The sequence below is a fragment of the Zhihengliuella alba genome (assembly GCF_039538765.1).
In the GTDB taxonomy this organism is placed as follows: domain Bacteria; phylum Actinomycetota; class Actinomycetes; order Actinomycetales; family Micrococcaceae; genus Zhihengliuella; species Zhihengliuella alba.
In genome coordinates this window covers 1-18,413 of the sequence record NZ_BAABCJ010000001.1, presented here as the reverse complement: position 1 = coordinate 18,413, position 18,413 = coordinate 1, and the positions used below count along the sequence as shown (strand labels likewise).

16 protein-coding genes and 1 rRNA gene are annotated in these 18,413 nt (G+C 72.9%); 6 read left to right on the top strand and 11 right to left on the bottom strand.

Features of this window, described 5'->3' with window-relative positions; genetic code table 11:
- The first annotated feature begins 50 nt into the window (after positions 1–50).
- The 6 genes from ABD784_RS00080 (at position 51) to ABD784_RS00055 (ending at position 7,174) form a co-directional block, all read left to right on the top strand.
- On the top strand, positions 51–1,772 hold the full coding sequence (locus ABD784_RS00080; protein ID WP_344878199.1) for a sensor histidine kinase: 1,722 nt from the start codon (positions 51–53) through the stop codon (positions 1,770–1,772).
- Positions 1,769–2,494 (top strand): response regulator, encoded by a 726-nt coding sequence (locus ABD784_RS00075; RefSeq protein WP_344878196.1) that lies wholly within the window; start codon positions 1,769–1,771, stop codon positions 2,492–2,494. Before ABD784_RS00080 ends, ABD784_RS00075 begins: the two co-directional genes overlap by 4 nt.
- Before the next feature lie 133 nt (positions 2,495–2,627).
- Entirely contained in the window at positions 2,628–3,500 is an 873-nt protein-coding gene (locus ABD784_RS00070) for a GntR family transcriptional regulator (RefSeq protein ID WP_344878193.1), read from the top strand.
- 39 nt (positions 3,501–3,539) lie between these two features.
- On the top strand, positions 3,540–5,057 hold the full coding sequence (locus ABD784_RS00065; RefSeq protein WP_344878190.1) for an MmgE/PrpD family protein: 1,518 nt from the start codon (positions 3,540–3,542) through the stop codon (positions 5,055–5,057).
- Positions 5,057–6,013 carry a methylisocitrate lyase gene (gene prpB, locus ABD784_RS00060; protein WP_344878187.1) on the top strand — a complete coding sequence of 319 codons (957 nt, stop codon included), beginning with the start codon at positions 5,057–5,059 and terminating at the stop codon, positions 6,011–6,013. Before ABD784_RS00065 ends, prpB begins: the two co-directional genes overlap by 1 nt.
- Positions 6,014–6,037: 24 nt before the next feature.
- Positions 6,038–7,174: a bifunctional 2-methylcitrate synthase/citrate synthase gene (locus ABD784_RS00055; protein ID WP_344878184.1), complete on the top strand. Its 1,137-nt coding sequence runs from the start codon at positions 6,038–6,040 to the stop codon at positions 7,172–7,174.
- 98 nt (positions 7,175–7,272) lie between these two features.
- Here the strand turns inward: ABD784_RS00055 and ABD784_RS00050 are convergent, their stop codons facing one another.
- The 11 genes from ABD784_RS00050 to rrf form a co-directional block, all read right to left on the bottom strand.
- Positions 7,273–7,830: an 8-oxo-dGTP diphosphatase gene (locus tag ABD784_RS00050; RefSeq protein ID WP_344878181.1), complete on the bottom strand. Its 558-nt coding sequence runs from the start codon at positions 7,828–7,830 to the stop codon at positions 7,273–7,275.
- On the bottom strand, positions 7,827–8,852 hold the full coding sequence (gene xerD, locus ABD784_RS00045) for a site-specific tyrosine recombinase XerD (protein WP_344878178.1): 1,026 nt from the start codon (positions 8,850–8,852) through the stop codon (positions 7,827–7,829). The genes ABD784_RS00050 and xerD overlap by 4 nt, the downstream gene beginning before the upstream one ends.
- Entirely contained in the window at positions 8,849–9,529 is a 681-nt protein-coding gene (locus ABD784_RS00040; RefSeq protein WP_344878175.1) for an NUDIX hydrolase, read from the bottom strand. Before ABD784_RS00040 ends, xerD begins: the two co-directional genes overlap by 4 nt.
- Before the next feature lie 2 nt (positions 9,530–9,531).
- Entirely contained in the window at positions 9,532–11,205 is a 1,674-nt protein-coding gene (locus tag ABD784_RS00035; RefSeq protein ID WP_344878172.1) for a CTP synthase, read from the bottom strand.
- Positions 11,206–11,266: 61 nt separating this feature from the next.
- Entirely contained in the window at positions 11,267–13,003 is a 1,737-nt protein-coding gene (recN, locus tag ABD784_RS00030) for a DNA repair protein RecN (RefSeq protein WP_344878168.1), read from the bottom strand.
- On the bottom strand, positions 13,000–14,001 hold the full coding sequence (locus ABD784_RS00025; RefSeq protein WP_344878166.1) for an NAD kinase: 1,002 nt from the start codon (positions 13,999–14,001) through the stop codon (positions 13,000–13,002). Before ABD784_RS00025 ends, recN begins: the two co-directional genes overlap by 4 nt.
- A 91-nt stretch (positions 14,002–14,092) precedes the next feature.
- Positions 14,093–14,887, bottom strand: coding sequence for a TlyA family RNA methyltransferase (locus ABD784_RS00020; RefSeq protein ID WP_344878164.1), 795 nt, complete (start codon positions 14,885–14,887; stop codon positions 14,093–14,095).
- Positions 14,887–15,168 (bottom strand): hypothetical protein, encoded by a 282-nt coding sequence (locus tag ABD784_RS00015; protein ID WP_344878162.1) that lies wholly within the window; start codon positions 15,166–15,168, stop codon positions 14,887–14,889. The genes ABD784_RS00020 and ABD784_RS00015 overlap by 1 nt, the downstream gene beginning before the upstream one ends.
- Positions 15,165–16,145: an HAD-IIA family hydrolase gene (locus ABD784_RS00010; protein WP_344878159.1), complete on the bottom strand. Its 981-nt coding sequence runs from the start codon at positions 16,143–16,145 to the stop codon at positions 15,165–15,167. Before ABD784_RS00010 ends, ABD784_RS00015 begins: the two co-directional genes overlap by 4 nt.
- A gap of 2 nt (positions 16,146–16,147) precedes the next feature.
- Positions 16,148–18,055 carry a hypothetical protein gene (locus tag ABD784_RS00005; RefSeq protein ID WP_344878156.1) on the bottom strand — a complete coding sequence of 636 codons (1,908 nt, stop codon included), beginning with the start codon at positions 18,053–18,055 and terminating at the stop codon, positions 16,148–16,150.
- Positions 18,056–18,341: 286 nt separating this feature from the next.
- A 5S ribosomal RNA gene (rrf, locus tag ABD784_RS14315) occupies positions 18,342–18,413 on the bottom strand; the annotation flags it as partial.

The following is an 18,413-nucleotide window of genomic DNA, read 5'->3' as shown; positions in this document are numbered from 1 at the left end:
ACTCCTTGCGTTCATACTGTTCACGCGCACCGGACCGGAAGGGGCACGGCATGAGCCTGGCGAGACGCCTCTTCCTCTGGCAGCTGGCCGTCGTGGTGCTGCTCTCCGCGCTGCTGGCCGCCGTCAGCTACGACAACACGCGGGACCGGATGCGGGAGGAGACCGCGGCCCGGGTCCAGAGCGTCTCGGCGACCCTCGCCAACGACCCGTTCGTCGCCGCGCACCTCGCCGGCCCGGATCCGACCGCGCAGCTCCAGCCCTACACCGGGAAACTGCTGGAGGAGGCCGACGTCGACTTCGTGACCATCATGACGCCGGACGGCACGCGCGTGACGCACCCGGACCCGGCGGAGATCGGCCGCCCCTACCTGGGCACGATCGAGCAGGCGAGGGCGGGTCGCCCGCACGTCGAGGAGTACGTCGGCACGCTGGGCCCGTCCGTCCGCGCGATCAGCCCCGTGTTCGTCACCGCGGCCCCGGGCGGGGGCGACGGCGCGGCCCCCGGCACCACCGAACCCGGCACCACGGAACCCGGCACCGTGGACCCGGCCCTGGGCCACTCCGAGCTGGTGGGCCTGGTCGCGGTCGGCGTCACCTCCCGCAGCCTGGACGTCGCCCTCGCCTCGGACATCCCGGCGATCGGCCTGGTGGCCGGGCTGGCCCTGGGGCTCGGCGGGATCGGCTCCTATGCGATCGCCGGCTACGTCCGCCGGGCCACCCTGGACCTCGGCCCCGAGCAGCTGCGCCGCCTGTTCGACTACTACGACTCGGCCCTGCACTCGCTGCGGGAGGGGCTGCTGCTCACCGACGCGACGGGCCGGCTGGTCCTCTACAACGACCGGGCGGCGCAGCTCCTCGGCCTCTCCCCCGTGGACCCGCGGCACCCCCGAGCCGTGGAGGACGCGGGTCTGCCGGAACCGGTCGCGCACCTGATCGCAGACGGGCGCACCGCCGAGGACGAGGTCCACCTCGCCCACGGGCGCATCCTGATCCTCAACCAGCATTCCGGCGAGCGCGGCGGCGTGGTCACCACCGTGCAGGACCACACCGACCTGCAGTCCCTCGCCGGCGAGCTGGAGTCCATGCGGACGCTCGCCGACGCCCTGCGCGCCCAGACGCACGAGCACGCGAACCGCCTGCACACGGTCGCCTCCCTCATCGAGCTGGGGCGCACCGACGAGGCGCTGCGGTTCGCCGTCGAGGACCGCCAGGCCTCCCAACAGCTCACGGACGACGTGGTGCGCTCCCTCGACGAGCCGTACCTCTCGGCGCTGCTGGTCGGCAAGGCGGCTCAGGCGCACGAGCGCGGCATCGAGCTGACCCTCACGGCCTCGGGCGAGCTGCCGCCGGACTCCCTCGACGCGCGCGACCTGGTCACCATCACGGGCAACCTGCTGGACAACGCGTTCGACGCCGCGGCCGAGGGCGCGCAGCGCCGCGTCTGGGCGGACTTCGCGGCCACGGGCGAGGAGCTGCTCATCACGGTCGCCGACTCGGGACCGGGCATCGACGACGAGCTGATCGAGGAGTTCCTGCGCTTCGGCGCGTCCTCCAAGATCCCGGCCGCCGCAGGCCCGCCCGAATCCGGCATCCCGCCCGGCTCCGGCGCCCCGTCCGGCACCGGCGCCCCGTCTAGCTCCGGCGCCCCGCGCGGCGTCGGCCTGGCGCTGGTGCGCCAGGCGGTCCTGCGCCTCGGCGGGACCCTCGAGATCGAGAACGACGGCGGCGCGATCTTCACCGCGACGCTCCCCCTGCGCGGGGACGCCGCATGAGCGCGCGGGAGGCGGGCCGGTCCTGGCGCGTGCTGGTGATCGACGACGAGCCGATCATGGCCGCAGCCCACGCCGACTTCGTGGCGCGGGTCCCCGGATTCGAGTGCGTGGCCGTCGCCACCAGTGGGCAGGAGGGCCTGCGGGAGCTGGACGCGCAGGCGGCCGCCGGGGCGCCCGTGGACCTGGTCCTGCTGGACATGAACCTGCCGGACCTGCACGGACTGGACGTGGCCCGGCGGATGCGCGGCCGCGGCAGCACCGTGGACATCATCGCCATCACCGCCGTCCGCGACCTGGCGGTGGTCCGGACGGCCGTCTCGGCGGGCATCACGCAGTACCTGATCAAGCCGTTCACGTTCGCGATGTTCGCCGCGAAGCTGGAGGCGTTCGAGCGCTTCCACTCGTCGCTCACGGCCGGCGCGACCACGCAGGACAGCATCGACAGCGCCTTCGCCGCGCTCCGGCCGCAGACCTCCGCGGCCCTGCCCAAGGGCCTCATCCGGGAGACGCTGGAGCAGATCGCGGACCTGCTGCAGTCGGATGCCGCGGGCGGCCGCGGGCCGCGCTCCGCCGCCGAGGTGGCGGAGGCCCTGGACATGTCCCGGGTGACGGCCCGCCGGTACCTGGAGCACCTCGCCGCCTCGGGGCAGGCGGGCCGCCAGCCCCGGCACGGCACGCGCGGCCGCCCGGAGTTCGAGTACGCCTGGTCCGTCGGCGACTGAGCCGCCCGGAACGGCCTTTCTGTATACAGAAGGCCCTCCAGACCGACTCTGTCGAAGCGATCCCCGACGCATGCGCCCGCTTCGACCTCCGAAGGGACTCCCCCGATCCGCCGGCTGTGTATACACTGGCCGCATGGGACACCGGCAGAGCGACATCGCGGGCGGCCGCGCCAGCGACCGCGCCTACGCGGTGCTGCGGCGCGACATCGTCGAATGGCGTCTGGAGCCCGGGACGGTCCTCGGCGAGGTCGAGCAGGCCGAGCGGATCGGCGTCTCCCGCACGCCGCTGCGCGAGGCGCTGGCCCGGCTCGTGGCCGACGGGCTCGCCGTCCAGCAGCGCGGCCGCGGCGTGGTCGTCTCCGACGTCTCCCTCGACCACCTGGACCACCTCTTCGAGCTGCGCAAGGCCCTCGAGACGGCCGCCGCCCGGGCCGCGGCCCTGTCCCTGCGCGGCTCCTCCGCCGCGGTGCACGCCGGCGACTTCGCCGCCCTGACCGAGGCGTTCCTGGCTGCGGCGGACTCGTCCAGCACGGAGCGGCCCGACACGGAGCGGCCCGACACGGAGCGGTCCAACACGACGGACCGGGCACCCGCCGGCGCCGAGGCGCGGGCCACCACGGCCGAGGCGCTGGAGCAGGTGCGCGAGCGCTACTACGAGCTCTCCGGCCGGCTGGACGAGCTGGTCGACGGCGCCGCCGCGAACCCTTACCTGGCGCAGGCGCTCCGGCAGCTGCGGGTCCACCTCGAGCGCATCCGTCGGCTCGCCCGCGACGACCTGCCGCGGCTGCGCGCCTCCGCCCGCGAGCACGCGGCGATCGCCCGGGCCATTGCCGCCGGCGAACCGGACGTCGCCGCGGCGGCCACGGAGGTCCACCTCTTCCACAGTCTCGCGCACATCGCCGCGACTGCCCGCTCCACGGCCGGACCCGGCGCGGCCCCCGACGCCACACCCGGCGCCGCGCCCGACGCCGCGCCCGACGCCGGCCGGCGAGCGGCCCCCGCCTAGCCCAGAGAACTTCCACTACTTCCGACCGAGAGGAACACCATGCAGAAGCACGAGGTCCGTGTGTACCGGAGCGAGGAGAACCTCGCCCGCGAGGACCAGCTCGCCTACCAGATCGCCCGCGTGGCCGCGGACCCGGTGGAGGTCTCCCCGGACGTCGCGGACATGATCGTCAACCGCATCATCGACAACGCCTCGGTCGCCGTCGCGTCCCTGAACCGGGCCCCCATCGTGGCCGCACGGGCGCAGGCGCTGACCCACGCGCCATCGTCGGGCGGCCCCGGCGCCCACGTCTTCGGCATCGGCGAGCGCGTCTCCCCGGAGTGGGCCGCGTGGGCCAACGGCGTGGCCGTGCGCGAGCTCGACTACCACGACACGTTCCTCGCCGCCGACTACTCGCACCCCGGCGACAACATCCCGCCGATCCTCGCCGCCGCGCAGCACACCGGCGCCGCGGGCCACGACCTGGTGCGGGCCATCGCCACCGGCTACGAGATCCAGGTCAACCTGGTCAAGGCGATCTGCCTGCACAAGCACAAGATCGACCACGTGGCGCACCTCGGGCCGTCCGCCGCGGCCGGGCTGGGCACCCTGCTGGGGCTCGACGTCGAGACGATCTTCCAGGCCGTCGGCCAGGGCCTGCACACCACCACGGCGACCCGCCAGTCGCGCAAGGGCGAGATCTCCACGTGGAAGGCGCACGCCCCGGCGTTCGCCGGCAAGATGGCGATCGAGGCCGTGGACCGCGCGATGCGCGGGCAGACGTCGCCGGTCCCGATCTACGAGGGCGAGGACGGCGTCATCGCCTGGATGCTGGATGGTCCCGACGCCCGCTACGAGGTGCCGCTGCCGGAGCCGGGCGAGGCCAAGCGGGCCATCCTGGACACGTACACCAAGGAGCACTCGGCCGAGTACCAGGCCCAGGCCTGGATCGACCTGGCGCGCAGGCTCCACCACGAGCACCCGGAGGCCACCGACCCGGCCAACGTGGCGAGCATCCTGATCCGCACCAGCCACCACACGCACTACGTGATCGGCTCCGGCGCCAACGACCCGCAGAAGTACAGCCCCACGGCCTCCCGCGAGACGCTGGACCACTCGATCCCCTACATCTTCGCCGTGGCCCTCCAGGACGGCGCGTGGCACCACGTGGACTCCTACGCCCCCGAGCGCGCCGGGCGGCCGGACACCGTGGCGCTCTGGCACAAGGTCACCACGGAGGAGGACCCCGAGTGGACGCGCCGCTACCACTCGCTGGACATCGCCGAGAAGGCGTTCGGGGGTTCCGTGGAGATCACGCTGACGGACGGGACGGTCCTGCGCGAGGCGATCGCCGTCGCCGACGCGCACCCCCTCGGCGCGCGCCCCTTCGCCCGCGAGCAGTACATCGCCAAGTTCCGCACGCTCGCCGAGGGCGTCGTCGCGGAAGCCGAGATCGAGCGCTTCCTCGCGGCCGTGCAGGACGTCGAGCGGCTCGGCGCCGGCGAGCTGGGCCGGCTGAACCTCGTGGCGGCCGACGGCGTCATCGACCCGGCCGCCGGCCCGAAGGGACTCTTCTGATGCTGTACTCGACCGTCACCCCCGAGCGGAAGCGCCGGACCCTGCGCGAGCAGCTCGTCCCCGGCGCGGCCCGGCAGTTCCCCGGCGCGTTCAACCCGCTCTCGGCCCGCCTCATCGAGGACAAGGGGTACGACGGCGTGTACATCTCCGGCGCGGTCCTCGCCAACGACCTCGGCCTGCCGGACATCGGCCTCACCACGCTGACCGAGGTCGCGACCCGGGCCGGGCAGATCGCCCGCATGACGGACCTGCCCGCGATCGTCGACGCGGACACCGGCTTCGGCGAGCCGATGAACGTGGCCCGCACCGTGCAGGAGCTCGAGCACGCCGGACTCGCCGGCTGCCACATCGAGGACCAGTTCAACCCCAAGCGGTGCGGGCACCTGGACGGGAAGAACGTCGTGGACCTGGACACGATGGTCAAGCGGATCGCCGCCGCGGCCGACGCCCGCCGGGACCCGGACTTCCTGATCATGGCGCGCACGGACGTCCGCGCCACGGACGGGCTGCAGGCCGCCGTCGACCGGGCGAGGGCCCTGGTGGACGCCGGGGCGGACGCGATCTTCCCCGAGGCCCTGCGGAGCCTCGAGGAGTTCGAGGCCGTCTGCCGGGCCGTCGATGTCCCCGTCCTCGCGAACATGACAGAATTCGGCAAGTCGGAGCTGTTCACCCGGGCCCAGCTGGCCGCGGCGGGCATCGCCGTCGTGATCTACCCGGTGACGCTGCTGCGGTCCGCGATGGGCGCGGCCGAGCGCGTCCTCGAGACCATCGCCGCGGACGGCACCCAGCAGGCCGCCGTCGAGCAGATGCAGACGCGCCAGCGCCTGTACGAGCTCGTGGACTACGAGGCGTACAACCGCTTCGACTCGTCCGTCTTCAACTTCCAGGTCCCCGGCCTGGACGCGACGCGGGAGCCGCAGGCCCCGCAGGCACCGACCCAGCATCCCCAGCCGTAGAAGCACCCGGAAGGAAGAGGCATCATGACGGAGAACGAGATCAAGAAGGGCCTCGCCGGCATCGTCGTCGACTACACGGCCATCTCCAAGGTCAACCCCGAGACCAACTCGCTGCTCTACCGCGGCTACCCGGTCCAGGACCTGGCGGCGCAGAAGAGCTTCGAGGAGGTCGCGCTCCTGCTCTGGACCGGCGAGCTTCCCGGAGCGGACGAGCTGGCGGAGTTCGTCGCGTTCGAGCGCGCCCACCGCACGCTCGACGCCGAGGTGAAGGCGGCGATCGACCTGCTGCCCACCACCTGCCACCCGATGGACGTGGGCCGCACGGCCGTGTCCGTGCTCGGCGCGCTGCACCCGGAGGCCGAGGACTCCTCCCCCGAGGCGGAGCTGGAGAAGGCGAAGTCCCTGTTCGCGAAGTTCCCGGCCGTCGTGGCGTACGACCAGCGCCGGCGGCGCGGCCAAGACCCGGTCGAGCCGCGCGAGGACCTCGACTACGCGCAGAACTTCCTCTGGATGACGTTCGGCGAGGAACCGGTCGCCGAGGTCGTGGACGCGTTCCGCGTCTCGATGGTGCTCTACGCGGAGCACTCCTTCAACGCGTCCACGTTCACGGCCCGTGTCATCACCTCCACGCTGGCGGACCTGCACTCGGCCGTCACCGGCGCGATCGGCGCGCTGAAGGGCCCGCTGCATGGCGGGGCCAACGAGGCCGTCATGCACACGTTCGACGAGATCGGCGTCCGCCCCGACGAGAGCCGCGAGGAGGCCGCCGCCCGGGCGAAGGAGTGGATGGAGCAGGCGCTGGCCGAGAAGAAGAAGGTCATGGGCTTCGGCCACCGCGTCTACAAGCACGGCGACTCGCGGGTGCCGACCATGAAGCAGGCGCTGGAGGCGATGGTGGCGCACTACGGGCGCGCCGAGCTGATGGGCCTCTACGACGGGCTGGAGCAGGCCATGGACGAGGCCAAGGGCATCAAGCCGAACCTCGACTACCCGGCGGGCCCGACCTACCACCTCATGGGGTTCGCAACGGAGATGTTCACGCCGCTGTTCATCGCCTCGCGGATCGTCGGGTGGACCGCGCACGTGATGGAGCAGCGCGCCGCGAACGCGCTCATCCGCCCGCTGGCCGCCTACAACGGTCCCGACCAGCGCGAGCTGTAGGGGCGGCCGGCGCGGGCCGTCGGCAACGAGGGCCGGCGGCCCCGGACGCGACGAGCCCGGAGGCGACGAGCCCGGAGGCGACGAGCCCCGCCGTCCGGTCAGTCGGCGGGATCAAGGACGGTGGCGGTGTACTCCGCCACCGTCTCGTTGTCGGCGGCGAGGACCACGCGCACCCGGGCGACCGCGTCCCCGGCCGGTGCGACGACGTCGGGCAGCCAGCGCGCCGAGTCCTGCCACATGGTCTCCGCCGGCAGCGCGTCGAGCCGGTGCCAGCGCGGCTGGAGCTCGTCGGTCTCGGCCGGCTCGCCGGTGACGACGGCCGCGCCGTCGGAGGTGCGCGCCCCGGCCTCGACGCGGAAGACCGTGCAGTCCATGTCCGCGGCCGGCTGGAAGGGGAAGACGAAGTCGATCCGCGCGACCTCCCGCACGCTGGCGAGTCCGGCGGGTGCGACCTCCAGGCCGGTCTCCTCGGCGAGCTCGCGCACGGCCGCGTCGACGGGGCTCTCGCCCGGCTCGATCTTGCCGCCGGGCAGCACGGTCTTGCCGGTGGCGAAGCCGCGCAGCTTGACGCCCAGCAGCACCGCCGGGACGCCGTCGTCCTCGACCCGGACCACGGCGCAGAGGACCACCCGCGTGGGCCCGCCGGCGGCGCTCATGTGGCCCTCGGGTGGGCGGTCGCGTAGATCTCGCGGAGCGTCTCGGCGGTCACCATCGTGTAGACCTGCGTGGTCGTCACCGAGGCGTGCCCGAGCAGCTCCTGCACCACGCGCACGTCCGCGCCGCCCTCCAGCAGGTGGGTGGCGAAGGAGTGGCGCAGCGTGTGCGGGGAGACGTCCGCGGAGATCCCGGCCCGCTCGGCCGCGGTCTTGAGCAGCGTCCAGGCGGACTGGCGCGAGAGGCGGCCGCCGCGCAGGTTCAGGAAGAGGGCGGGCGTGCCCCGCCCCTTGGTCACGAGCAGCGGGCGGGCTCGGACCAGGTAGGCCTGGAGCGCCCGTGCGGCGTAGGAGCCGACCGGGACGATCCGCTCCTTGGAGCCCTTGCCGAACAGCCGCACCACCGCGGGGCCGTCGGCCTCCCCGGCGTCCTCGGCGATCGCGTGCAGGTCGTCCACGTCCAGCCCGACGGCCTCGCTGATGCGCGCACCGGTGGAGTAGAGGAACTCGAGCAGGGCCCGGTCCCGCAGCCCCGCCGGGGTGTCGGCGGGGACCGCATCGATCATGGCGGCGACGTCGGCGACGCTCATCGCCTTGGGCAGGCGCGACCCCGTGGCCGGCGGCTTCAGGTCGGCGGCCGTGTTGTCCGGGGTGACGCCCTCGAGCGCCCAGAACTTGTGCAGTCCCCGCACGGCGACGACGGTCCGTGCCGCCGAGCGCGCGGTCAGGGGCGCGCCGCCGTCGTTCCCGTCGCGGAGGTCCTGCGCGAAGTCGGAGAGCAGCCGCGGGGTCACGTCCCCGGCGTCCCCGATGCCGCGGCCGGCGAGGAAGCGCGTGTACCGCCCGATGTCGCGCCGGTACGCGGCGACGGTATTGGGGGCCATGCCGCGCTCGATCGTGAGGTGCTGGAAGTACGTGGCGACCTGCCGGTCCAGGGCCGTCCGTGGCGCCTGCTCGGCGGCGTCATCCGGCCGGGCGGTCCCCGGTCCGGGGCCGGCGGCGGGCCCCGCCTCGGCGGCGCTCATGGGCGCAGGCGGGGGTGCTCGTCCCACGGGGAGTCGGCCGGGCGCAGCCCGGCGAAGCCCGTGGCGGCCGCGGCGTGCGCGGCGAGGATCCCGACGACGGCGGAGGGGTTGTGCAGGCGCCCCTCCAGGACGAGTCCGACGGCCTCGTCGAGCGGGACCCAGGCGCTCTGCATGTCGGCCTCCTCGTCGGTGCGCAGGTGCCGTTCGTGCTCGGGCACCTCGCTCAGGCCGCGGGCCAGGAAGACCCGCTGCGCCTCGGAGGAGTAGCCGGGGGTGTTGAAGAAGTCGGTGAGCACGTGCCACGTCTCGGCGGCGAGGTCGGCCTCCTCGGCGAGTTCCCGGCGGGCCGCCTCGAGGGCCGGCTCACCGTCGACGTCGAGGAGCCCCGCGGGGATCTCCCAGAGCCGCATGCCCACCGGGTGCCGGTACTGGCGCTGGAGGAGGATGCGCTGCTGCTCGTCGAGGACCACGACGCTCACGGCGCCGGTGTGGTCGATGTAGTCCCGGACCAGCGGCTCGTCGCTGTGCGGGAAAGCGAAGCTCTCCGTCACGACGTTCCAGATTCGGCCGGTGTAGACGGTCTCGGACGACAGCGGCGCGCAGGGGTCCACCGCGTCCTGCAGAGCCCTGCTGGGCTCGACGCCGTGGTCCCGCTGCGCGCCGTCGTTCCGGGGCATGGCTACCGGGCGGCCTTCTGGTGCTTCAGGGCCGCCTCGATCAGGCCCGCGAAGAGCGGATGCGGGCGCGTGGGGCGCGAGCTGAGCTCCGGGTGGGCCTGGGTGGAGACGTAGTACGGGTGGACGTCCGCCGGCAGCTCCACGAACTCGACGAGCTCGTTGTCCGGGGAGGTCCCGGAGAAGACCAGGCCGTTCTCCTCGAGCTGCGCGCGGTAGGCGTTGTTCACCTCGTAGCGGTGGCGGTGGCGCTCGGAGACCCGATTCCGGCCGTACGTGCCGGCCACCACGGAGCCCTCGGCGAGTCGGGCCTCGTAGAGGCCCAGCCGCATGGTGCCGCCGAGATCGCCCTTGCCGTCGACGATGTCGAGCTGCTCGGCCATGGTCGCGATGACGGGCGTCGTGGTCTCCGGGTCGAACTCCGTCGACGAGGCGTCGGCGAGGCCGAGCACGTTGCGGGAGTACTCGATGACCATCGACTGCAGGCCGAGGCAGAGGCCCAGGGTCGGCAGCTTGCGCTCGCGGGCGAACCTCAGGGCGCCGAGCTTGCCCTCGAGGCCGCGGATGCCGAAGCCGCCGGGCACGCAGATCGCGTCCACGCCGGCGAGGGCCCGGGCGGCCCCCTCCTCGGTGCTGCAGTCGTCGGACGGGACCCAGCGGATCCGCACCTTCGTCTGGTTGGCGAAGCCGCCGGCGCGCAGCGCCTCGGTGACGGAGAGGTAGGCGTCCGGCAGGTCGATGTACTTGCCGACCAGGGCGACCTCGACCTCCTCCTTCGGGTGGTGGACGGCGTCGAGGACCTTCTGCCACTCGGTCCAGTCGACGTCCTTGAACTTCAGCCCGAGCGACTGGACGATGTAGGCGTCCAGACCCTGCTCGTGGATGATGACGGGGATGTCGTAGATGCTCGGGGCGTCCGCGCAGTTGATGACGGCCTCGGGGTCGACGTCGCAGGTGCGGGCGAGCTTCTCGCGCATGTCGTCCGGGATCTGGCGGTCGGAGCGGATGACCAGGCTCTCGGGCTGGATGCCGATGGAGCGGAGGGCGGCCACAGAGTGCTGCGTCGGCTTGGTCTTCAGCTCCTGGGACGGTCCGATGTACGGGACCAGGGAGACGTGGACGAAGAAGGCATTGCTGCGGCCGATGTCCTGGCGGACCTGGCGGGCCGACTCGAGGAACGGCTGCGACTCGATGTCGCCGACGGTGCCGCCGATCTCGGTGATGATCACGTCGGGGGCATCGGGCCCCTCGGCGGGCAGGCGCATCCGGCGCTTGATCTCGTCGGTGATGTGCGGGATGACCTGCACCGTGTCACCGAGGTAGTCGCCGCGGCGCTCCTTCTCGATCACGGTCGAGTACACCTGGCCGGTCGTCACGTTGGACATGCCGGTGAGGTTCTCGTCCAGGAAGCGCTCGTAGTGCCCGAGATCCAGATCGGTCTCGGCACCGTCGTCGGTCACGAAGACCTCGCCGTGCTGGAAGGGGTTCATCGTGCCCGGATCGACGTTCAGATACGGGTCGAGCTTCTGCATCGTGACCGACAGGCCACGGGCTCGGAGAAGATGGCCGAGGCTGGAAGCCGTCAGTCCCTTCCCGAGCGAGGACGCCACACCACCGGTGACGAATATCTGCTTTGTCGTTTCGGACCGGGACTCACGGGAAAAAATACGCTGCACCACGGAATTCTAGCCTACCATTCTCTGCCACCACGTGGACTTCTCGGGCTCCCGGTACGGCCGTTCAGGCCATCACGGAGACGTGTTCTCGGGCGGTTCTCAACAGTTCCTCGGCGTGGGCCTGCGCCGTGTCGGACTCCTCCTGACCGGCCAGCATCCGCGCCAGTTCGCGCACTCGCTCGTTCTCGTCCAGGAGGACCACGTCGCTCTGGGTGACTCCGCCCTCGGGGTCGCCGGCGGCGCCCGAGTTCTTGATCACTCTGATGTGCCGGTCCGCGTAGGCGGCCACCTGCGGCAGGTGCGTGACGACGATGACCTGCACGTGCCGGGCCAGCATGGCCAGCCGACGGCCGATCTCGACCGCGGCCTTGCCGCCCACGCCGGCGTCGACCTCGTCGAAGACGAACGTGGGCACCGGGTCGACCGCCGCCAGCACCACCTCGATGGCCAGCATCACGCGGGAGAGCTCGCCACCGGACGCGCCCTTGCCCAGCGGGCGGGGCGACGAGCCGGAGTGCGGCTGCAGGAGCAGGTGGATCTCGTCCTGGCCGTGGCGACCCAGCTCGCCGGTGGGACGGACCTCGGCGGAGAACAGGGCGTCCGGCATCGCCAGGGCGGCGAGCTCGGCGGTGACCCGCTCCGCCAGGTCCGCGGCGGCGGTGCGGCGCAGCTCGCTGAGCGACTCCGCCGTCGCGTGCAGGCGGGTCTCGAGCTCGGCCTTCTCCGTGGTCAGCGCGTCGATGCGGCCGGAGTCGTCCTGCAGCTCGTCCAACCGCTCACGGCTCGTCTGCGCCCACTCCAGGACCTCGTCGATGGTGGGCGCGTACTTGCGGATCAGCCGGTTCAGGTCGGCGCGGCGGGACTCGAGCTCGGCGAGCCGCTCGGGCCCCTCGGTGTCGAGCCCGGTCGCGTAGCTCGCCACCTCGGTGGACAGGTCGGAGACGAGGTAGTTGATCTCGGTGAGCCGCTCGGCGAGGGCCTTGAGCTCGGCGTCGTCGTCCTGGACGCCCTCCAGGGCGCCCTTGGCCGCGGCGATCAGGCCGAGCGCGTTGTACTCCTCGCTGAACTCGCTGCCGGCCAGCGCGGTCTGGGCCGTGAGCGCCGCCGTCCGGAGCCCCTCGAGGTTGGCGAGCTTGGTGGCCTCGGCCTTGAGCAGCTCGTCCTCGCCGGGCTCCGGCGCGACCGCGTCGATCTCCTCGAGCGCGGCCTCGAGGCCCTCGGCCTCCCGCAGCCGCTCGCGGGCGGCGCCGACGAGCTCGTCCAGCTCGGCGGAGACGGTCCGCCAGCGCCGGTAGTCCTCCCCGTACTCCTCGAGCACGGCGGCCAGGTCCGCTCCGGCGAACTTGTCCAGGGCCTGGCGCTGGGCGGTCGCGCCGGTGAGGCGCAGCTGGTCGCTCTGCCCGTGCACGGCGACCAGGTCGCTGCCCAGCTCCCCCAGTAGACCCACCGGCGCGGCACGGCCCCCGACGGCGGCCTTGCTGCGTCCGGCGGCGCTGAGGAAGCGGGCGATGATCAGATCGGACCCGTCGTCGTCGTGCTCCACGAGGGCACCGGCCTCCTCGGCCCGGGCCACGACGGGGCTGCCCGGGGGCAGGCGGAGGCTCGCCTCGGCGACGGCCTGCGCGGCTCCGTGGCGGACGGCACCGGCGTCGGCGCGGCGGCCCAGCAGGAGCCCGAGCGCGGTGATGACCATGGTCTTGCCGGCGCCGGTCTCGCCGGTGACCACCGTGAGCCCCGGGCCCAGCGGCAGGGTGGCCCCGCCGATGACGCCCAGGTCGTTGATGCGGATCTCCTCGATCATGCTCGACCCTCCGTCCCGTGCTTGCGCCGCGGCTCCACGACCTCGACGCCGTGCGCCACGATGGGCAGCGCGGTCGAGACCGGATCCATCTCCGGGTGGTGGACCGGTCCGCGCCAGCCCGCCGTCGGCAGTTCGAACTTTCGCACGAGGCGCTCACTGAATGGCGTCTGGTTCACTCGTGCGAGCCGCACCGGCGTGGCCGAGCGCGTCACCTCGACGCGCGATCCGGGCGGCAGGTTGATGCTCCGCCGCCCGTCGCACCAGAGGACGGCCTGCGCGTCCGTGCGGGCGAGGATCTCGACGGCGATCTCCGACGTCGGGGCCACCACCAGCGGCTTGGCGAAGAGAGCGTGGGCGCTGATCGGCGCCATGATGAGCGCCTCCAGCTCGGGCCAGACCACCGGGCCGCCGGCGGAGAACGCGTAGGCGGTGGACCCGGTCGGGGTCGCCAGCACCATGCCGTCGCAGCCGAAGGTGCTGATCGGCCGCGCGTCGACCTCCATGACGATCTCGATCATGCGCTCGCGGTCGGCCTTCTCGACGGCGGCCTCGTTCAGGGCCCAGGTCTGGGCGACGCGCCGGTTGCCGAACCAGACGTTGACGTCGATGGCCATGCGTTCCTCGACCGTGTAGTCGCGGTCCACGACCCACCTGACCGTCTGCGTCAGGTCAGACCGGTCGCTCTCGGCGAGGAAGCCCACGTGGCCGAGGTTGACGCCCAGCAGGGGTACCTGGGAGCCGCGGACGAGCTCGGCCGAGCGCAGCATGGTGCCGTCGCCGCCGAGGACCATGGCCAGGTCGATCTCCTGCAGGGTCGAGTCGACGCCGAGCGAGAGGACCTCCGGCATGGGGTGCGGCAGCGCCTGCGTCAGCTCGGCCAGCTCGTCGGGCAGCATGACGGGCATCAGGCCCGCGTCGCGCAGGGTGACGCAGGTGTCGAACGTCGCCCGCAGCGCGTCGGACCGCCCGGTATGAGCCAGGACGAGAATCCGTCGCATACATTCCTTCCGTGTTGCCGCTCGTGGGTCGGTCACGCGTCACCGGCCGCGGTCGCGGCGGCCCCCGGGGGCGGCAGCGCGCGGCATTGCGTCAAGAATAGTCAACCTCGTTGATCAGCGTACCCGCGGCGCGGACCTGTGGACGGGCCGTGCCCGGCCGGGCGAGCCAGAGGAAGAATTCCACGTTGCCATCCTGCCCCGGCAGCGGGCTGCGCGCCATCCCGCGGCACTCCAGGCCGGCGTCCTCGGCGGCTTCGGCGACCTTCAGCACGGCCGAGCGCCGCTGCTCAGCCCCGGTGACGACGCCGGTCCGGGCCAGGGCCTCCCGGCCCACCTCGAACTGTGGCTTGACCATGAGCAGGAGCTCGCCGCCCGGGCGCGTCGCGGCGGCGAGCGGACGGACGACGAGCGTGAGCGAGATGAAGGAGAGGTCGGCGACCACCAGGTCCACGGGGCCGCCGATGTCGCCGGGGTCGAGGCGCCGGACGTTCAGGCCCTCGTGGACGTGGACGCGAGCGTCCCGCCGCAGCTCCGGGACCAGTTGGTCGTGGCCGACGTCGACTGCCTCCACCTCGCGCGCACCGCGGCGGAGCAGGACATCGGTGAAGCCCCCGGTGGAGGCCCCGGCGTCGAGGCAGCGCCGTCCCTCGACGGCGACGTCCGGATAGCGGTCGAGGGCGCCGGCGAGCTTGTGGCCGGCGCGGCTGACGTACTCCTCGCCCTCGGTCTCGGACACGCGGAGGACGGAGTCGCCGGGGATCTTCAGGGCGGCCTTGCCCGCGGGGCGCCCGTCGCAGGTCACCCGGCCGGCGGTGATCAGTGCGGCCGCGTGGGTGCGGGAGCGCGCCAGCCCCCGCGCCACGAGCTCCTGGTCGAGACGCGCCACTAGGCGCTCTCCCCGGACGGACCGCCAGCCCCGCCGTCCGTGTCAGCGGCGGCTTCTCCGGCCACGTGCGTCAGGCCACTCCCCTCGGCCACCCGGCGCAGTCCGGCGCGGTGGTCCTGCTCCGAGCCGTCGAGGGCGGCCTGCAGCGCGTGGTGGGCCTGCTCGTACTCGGCCAGCTGCTCGTCCAGGGGCAGGTCGGGGACGCCGGCGAGACCGTCGAGCACGCGGTCGACGGTCTCCTGGCCGGTGGGCTCGGGTGCGGGCGTCTGCTCGTCGCTCATCGCGGATCCGCTCCGTCGAAGCGGATGTCCTCGGGCTCGGCGGCCGCCTCCGGGTTGACGCGCCACCAGAGAGCGCAGGCCGCGCGCCAGGCGTCGAGGGTGTCGTCGCTGAGGACGAGCGCCCGACCGTCCAGCGCGGCCCGGCCGTCGCCGCACGCGGCGGACGCGTCGCCGTCGTCCTCCGTCCCGGGGTAGGGCCGGTAGAGGTCGCCGAGGGTCTCCAGCAGATACTGCGGCCGCTGGTCCGGCTCCGCGGCCAGGACGGTGCGCACGGTGTCGATCCCGGTCAGGACCGCGGCCGTGGCGAACCCGGCGCGGTTGCCGCCCAGGATGTCGGTGTCGAGCCGGTCGCCCACCACGAGGGGACGTTCCGCACCGAGCCGCTCCGCCGCGTGGTGGAACAGGTAGGCCTCGGGCTTCCCGGCCACGGCGGGTGTTGCACCGGTGGCGAAGGCGACGGCATTGACGAGCGCCCCGTTGCCGGGCGCGATCCCCTCGGCGCGCGGGATAGTGAAGTCCGTGTTGGTGGCGACCCACTCAGCGCCCGCGTTGATGGCGTAGGACGCCTCGGCGAGGTCGGCCCAGCCGAGGCCCGGATCGAATCCCTGCACGACGGCGTCGGGCCGCTCGCGGTGGTCGCTCACCGGCTCCAGGCCGCGGTCCTCGACGCAGGAGCGCAGGTACTCGCTGCCGGTGATCAGCACCTTGGATCCGGCCTCGAGGCGATCGGCCAGGAGCTCGGCGGCGGCGTCGGCGGATCCGAAGACGGATTCCGCCGACGCGGGGGCGCCGAGCCGCCGGATGTGCTCGGCGACCTTGGCCGGCGACCGGGACGCGTTGTTGGTGATGTAGCCGAGACGCACGCCGGCCTGCTCGAGGCGGCCGAGTGCCTCGGCGGCGCCGTCGACGGGCTCCTCGCCCGCATAGACGACGCCGTCGAGGTCCGCCAGCAGTGCATCGAACCGATCCAGCAGCACGGCTACTCCGACTTGTCGGACGATTCGTCGGAGCCGGCGACGGCCTCGTGCTGCACCGCCTCCTCGGCGGTCTCGTCGGACGCATCGACGACCTGGAGACCGTCCTCCTCGTCGACCCCCTGCTCGTCCTCCGGCTCCGCGGGCTGCTCCTCGTCGGCACCCGCCGCAGCGATGTTCTCCTCGCCCGCGTTCCCCTCGCCGGTCTCCGAATCGCCGGCACCCTGATCGTCGGCATTCTGCGCGTCGGCATTCTGCGCGTCGGACGGCAGGATGTCCTTGACCCGCGGCTTGGGCTCGTCCTCCTCGTCCTCCCCCAGGTCCATGATCTCGGGATCGGCGTAGTCGCCCAGGCCGAGCGCACGCTCGGCGATGGCCACGCGGGCATACCACTTCTCGGCCTCGCCGTGGCGGCCCAGCTCCTCGAGGGCCTCGGCGTAGACGGTGAACAGGCGCGGGCTGAATGAGTACGCGCGGTTGATGTCCAGTTGCGGGATCTCCAGCTCGGCCAGGGCCGCCTGGTGGTTCCCCAGGTCGGCCTGAGCCCCCGAGGCCACGATGGCCATCTCGACCTTGAGCGGGGTGTCCAGGTTCGCGGCGTCCTCGGAACGCGCCAGCTCGAGGGCCTTCTCCGGACGGCCGAGGCCGCGTTCGCAGTCGGCCATCATCGGCAGATGGACGTTCGAGCCGCTGATCCGGCGGAACGTGCGGAATTCGCGCAAGGCGTCGGCGAACTGGCCCGCGGCGTAGGCCGTGAGGCCCACGGCCTCGCGGACGACGGCGATGCGGCCACCGCGGCGACTGGCCGCCAGGGCGTGCTCGTAGGCAAGCTCCGGCTCCAGATCGACCAGGCGCCCGGCCATGACCAAGTGCTTGGCGACCCAGGTGCCGTTCGGGTCCTCGAGGTAGCGCAGCTCCGCGCGGGCGGCGCGGTCCAGCTCCTTGCCCGTGACATCGTCGTCGATCTCCGGGGAGCGGGGACGGTCCGCACGATTCGAGCTGCGGAGGTCACCACGCTTCGGGTTGAACGAGCTCTGATCCCGGTTGGGGCGGTCGGAGCGCTCTGCGCCGCCGGAACGACGGTCGTCACGGTGGCCGCCGTCGTCACGCCGCGGACGGGCACCGGCAGGCTTGTCGCCCTTCCAGGGAGCCTTGCCCCCGCGGGCCGGGCCTCGACCGCCGTCGTTCTCGCGCTTCTGGTAAGCGCCCTCGCGCCGGGGACGGTCGTCGCGGTTGCCGAAGCCACCGCGCTGCTCGCCGTCACGCTTCTGGTAACCGCCTTCACGGCGGGGACGGTCGTCGCGGTTGCCGAAGCCACCGCGCTGCTCGCCGTCACGCTTCTGGTAACCGCCCTCGCGCCGGGGACGCTCGTCGCGGTTGCTCTGCCGGTTGTCCCGGTTGCCGAAGCCACCGCGCTGCTCCCCGTCCCGCTTCTGGTATCCGCCCTCGCGCCGGGGACGGTCATCACGGTTGCCGAAGCCACCGCGCTGCTCCCCGTCCCGCTTCTGGTAACCGCCCTCGCGCCGGGGACGGTCATCGCGGTTGCTCTGCCGGTTGTCCCGGTCTCCGAAGCCACCGCGCTGCTCGCCATCGCGCTTCTGGTAACCGCCCTCGCGGCGGGGACGGTCATCACGGGTGGTCGGACGACCCTCCCGGCTGCCATAGCCGCCGCGCTGGTCGTTGTCGCGCTTGGCGTATCCACCGTCGCCACGGGGGCGGTCGTCGCGGTTGCCGTAGCTCCCCCGCTGCTCACCGCGGGGAGCGTTGCCCCGGTCTGTGTCGCGGGACGGGCGGTCTCCGCCACCGTTGTACGGCCGCGCCCCGCCGGCACGATTGCGCTGACCGCCTTGCGAGCGGTTGGAGTTAGCGCCGTCCGGACGGTCGGCACCGGACGTGCGACGGTCATCAGCCACGTGGCCGTTCCTCTCATTGGGGTTTCCCTGTATCCGCCGGCCCCTCGAATGGGGTGACGGCGGTGAACATCAAGATGCAAGTCTACTGGAGGCCGCCAAGCCGGGTCCGCCGTCGGGGCGGTCTCGTCTATCGCCCCGCTCACAACCGGAGGCAGGAAACCCGGCGGCGTTCCTGCCCTGCGCGGGCCGTGTCGAGAGCCGCCGACCGTCCAGCGCGTGCCCGCTGCCGGGTACGTCGTTAAACAGGTCAGGCCCCCGCGTTGGCGGGGGCCTGACTGTAATGGTTGTCCGGCGGCGACCTACTCTCCCACACCCTCCCGAGTGCAGTACCATCGGCGCTGTGGGTCTTAGCTTCCGG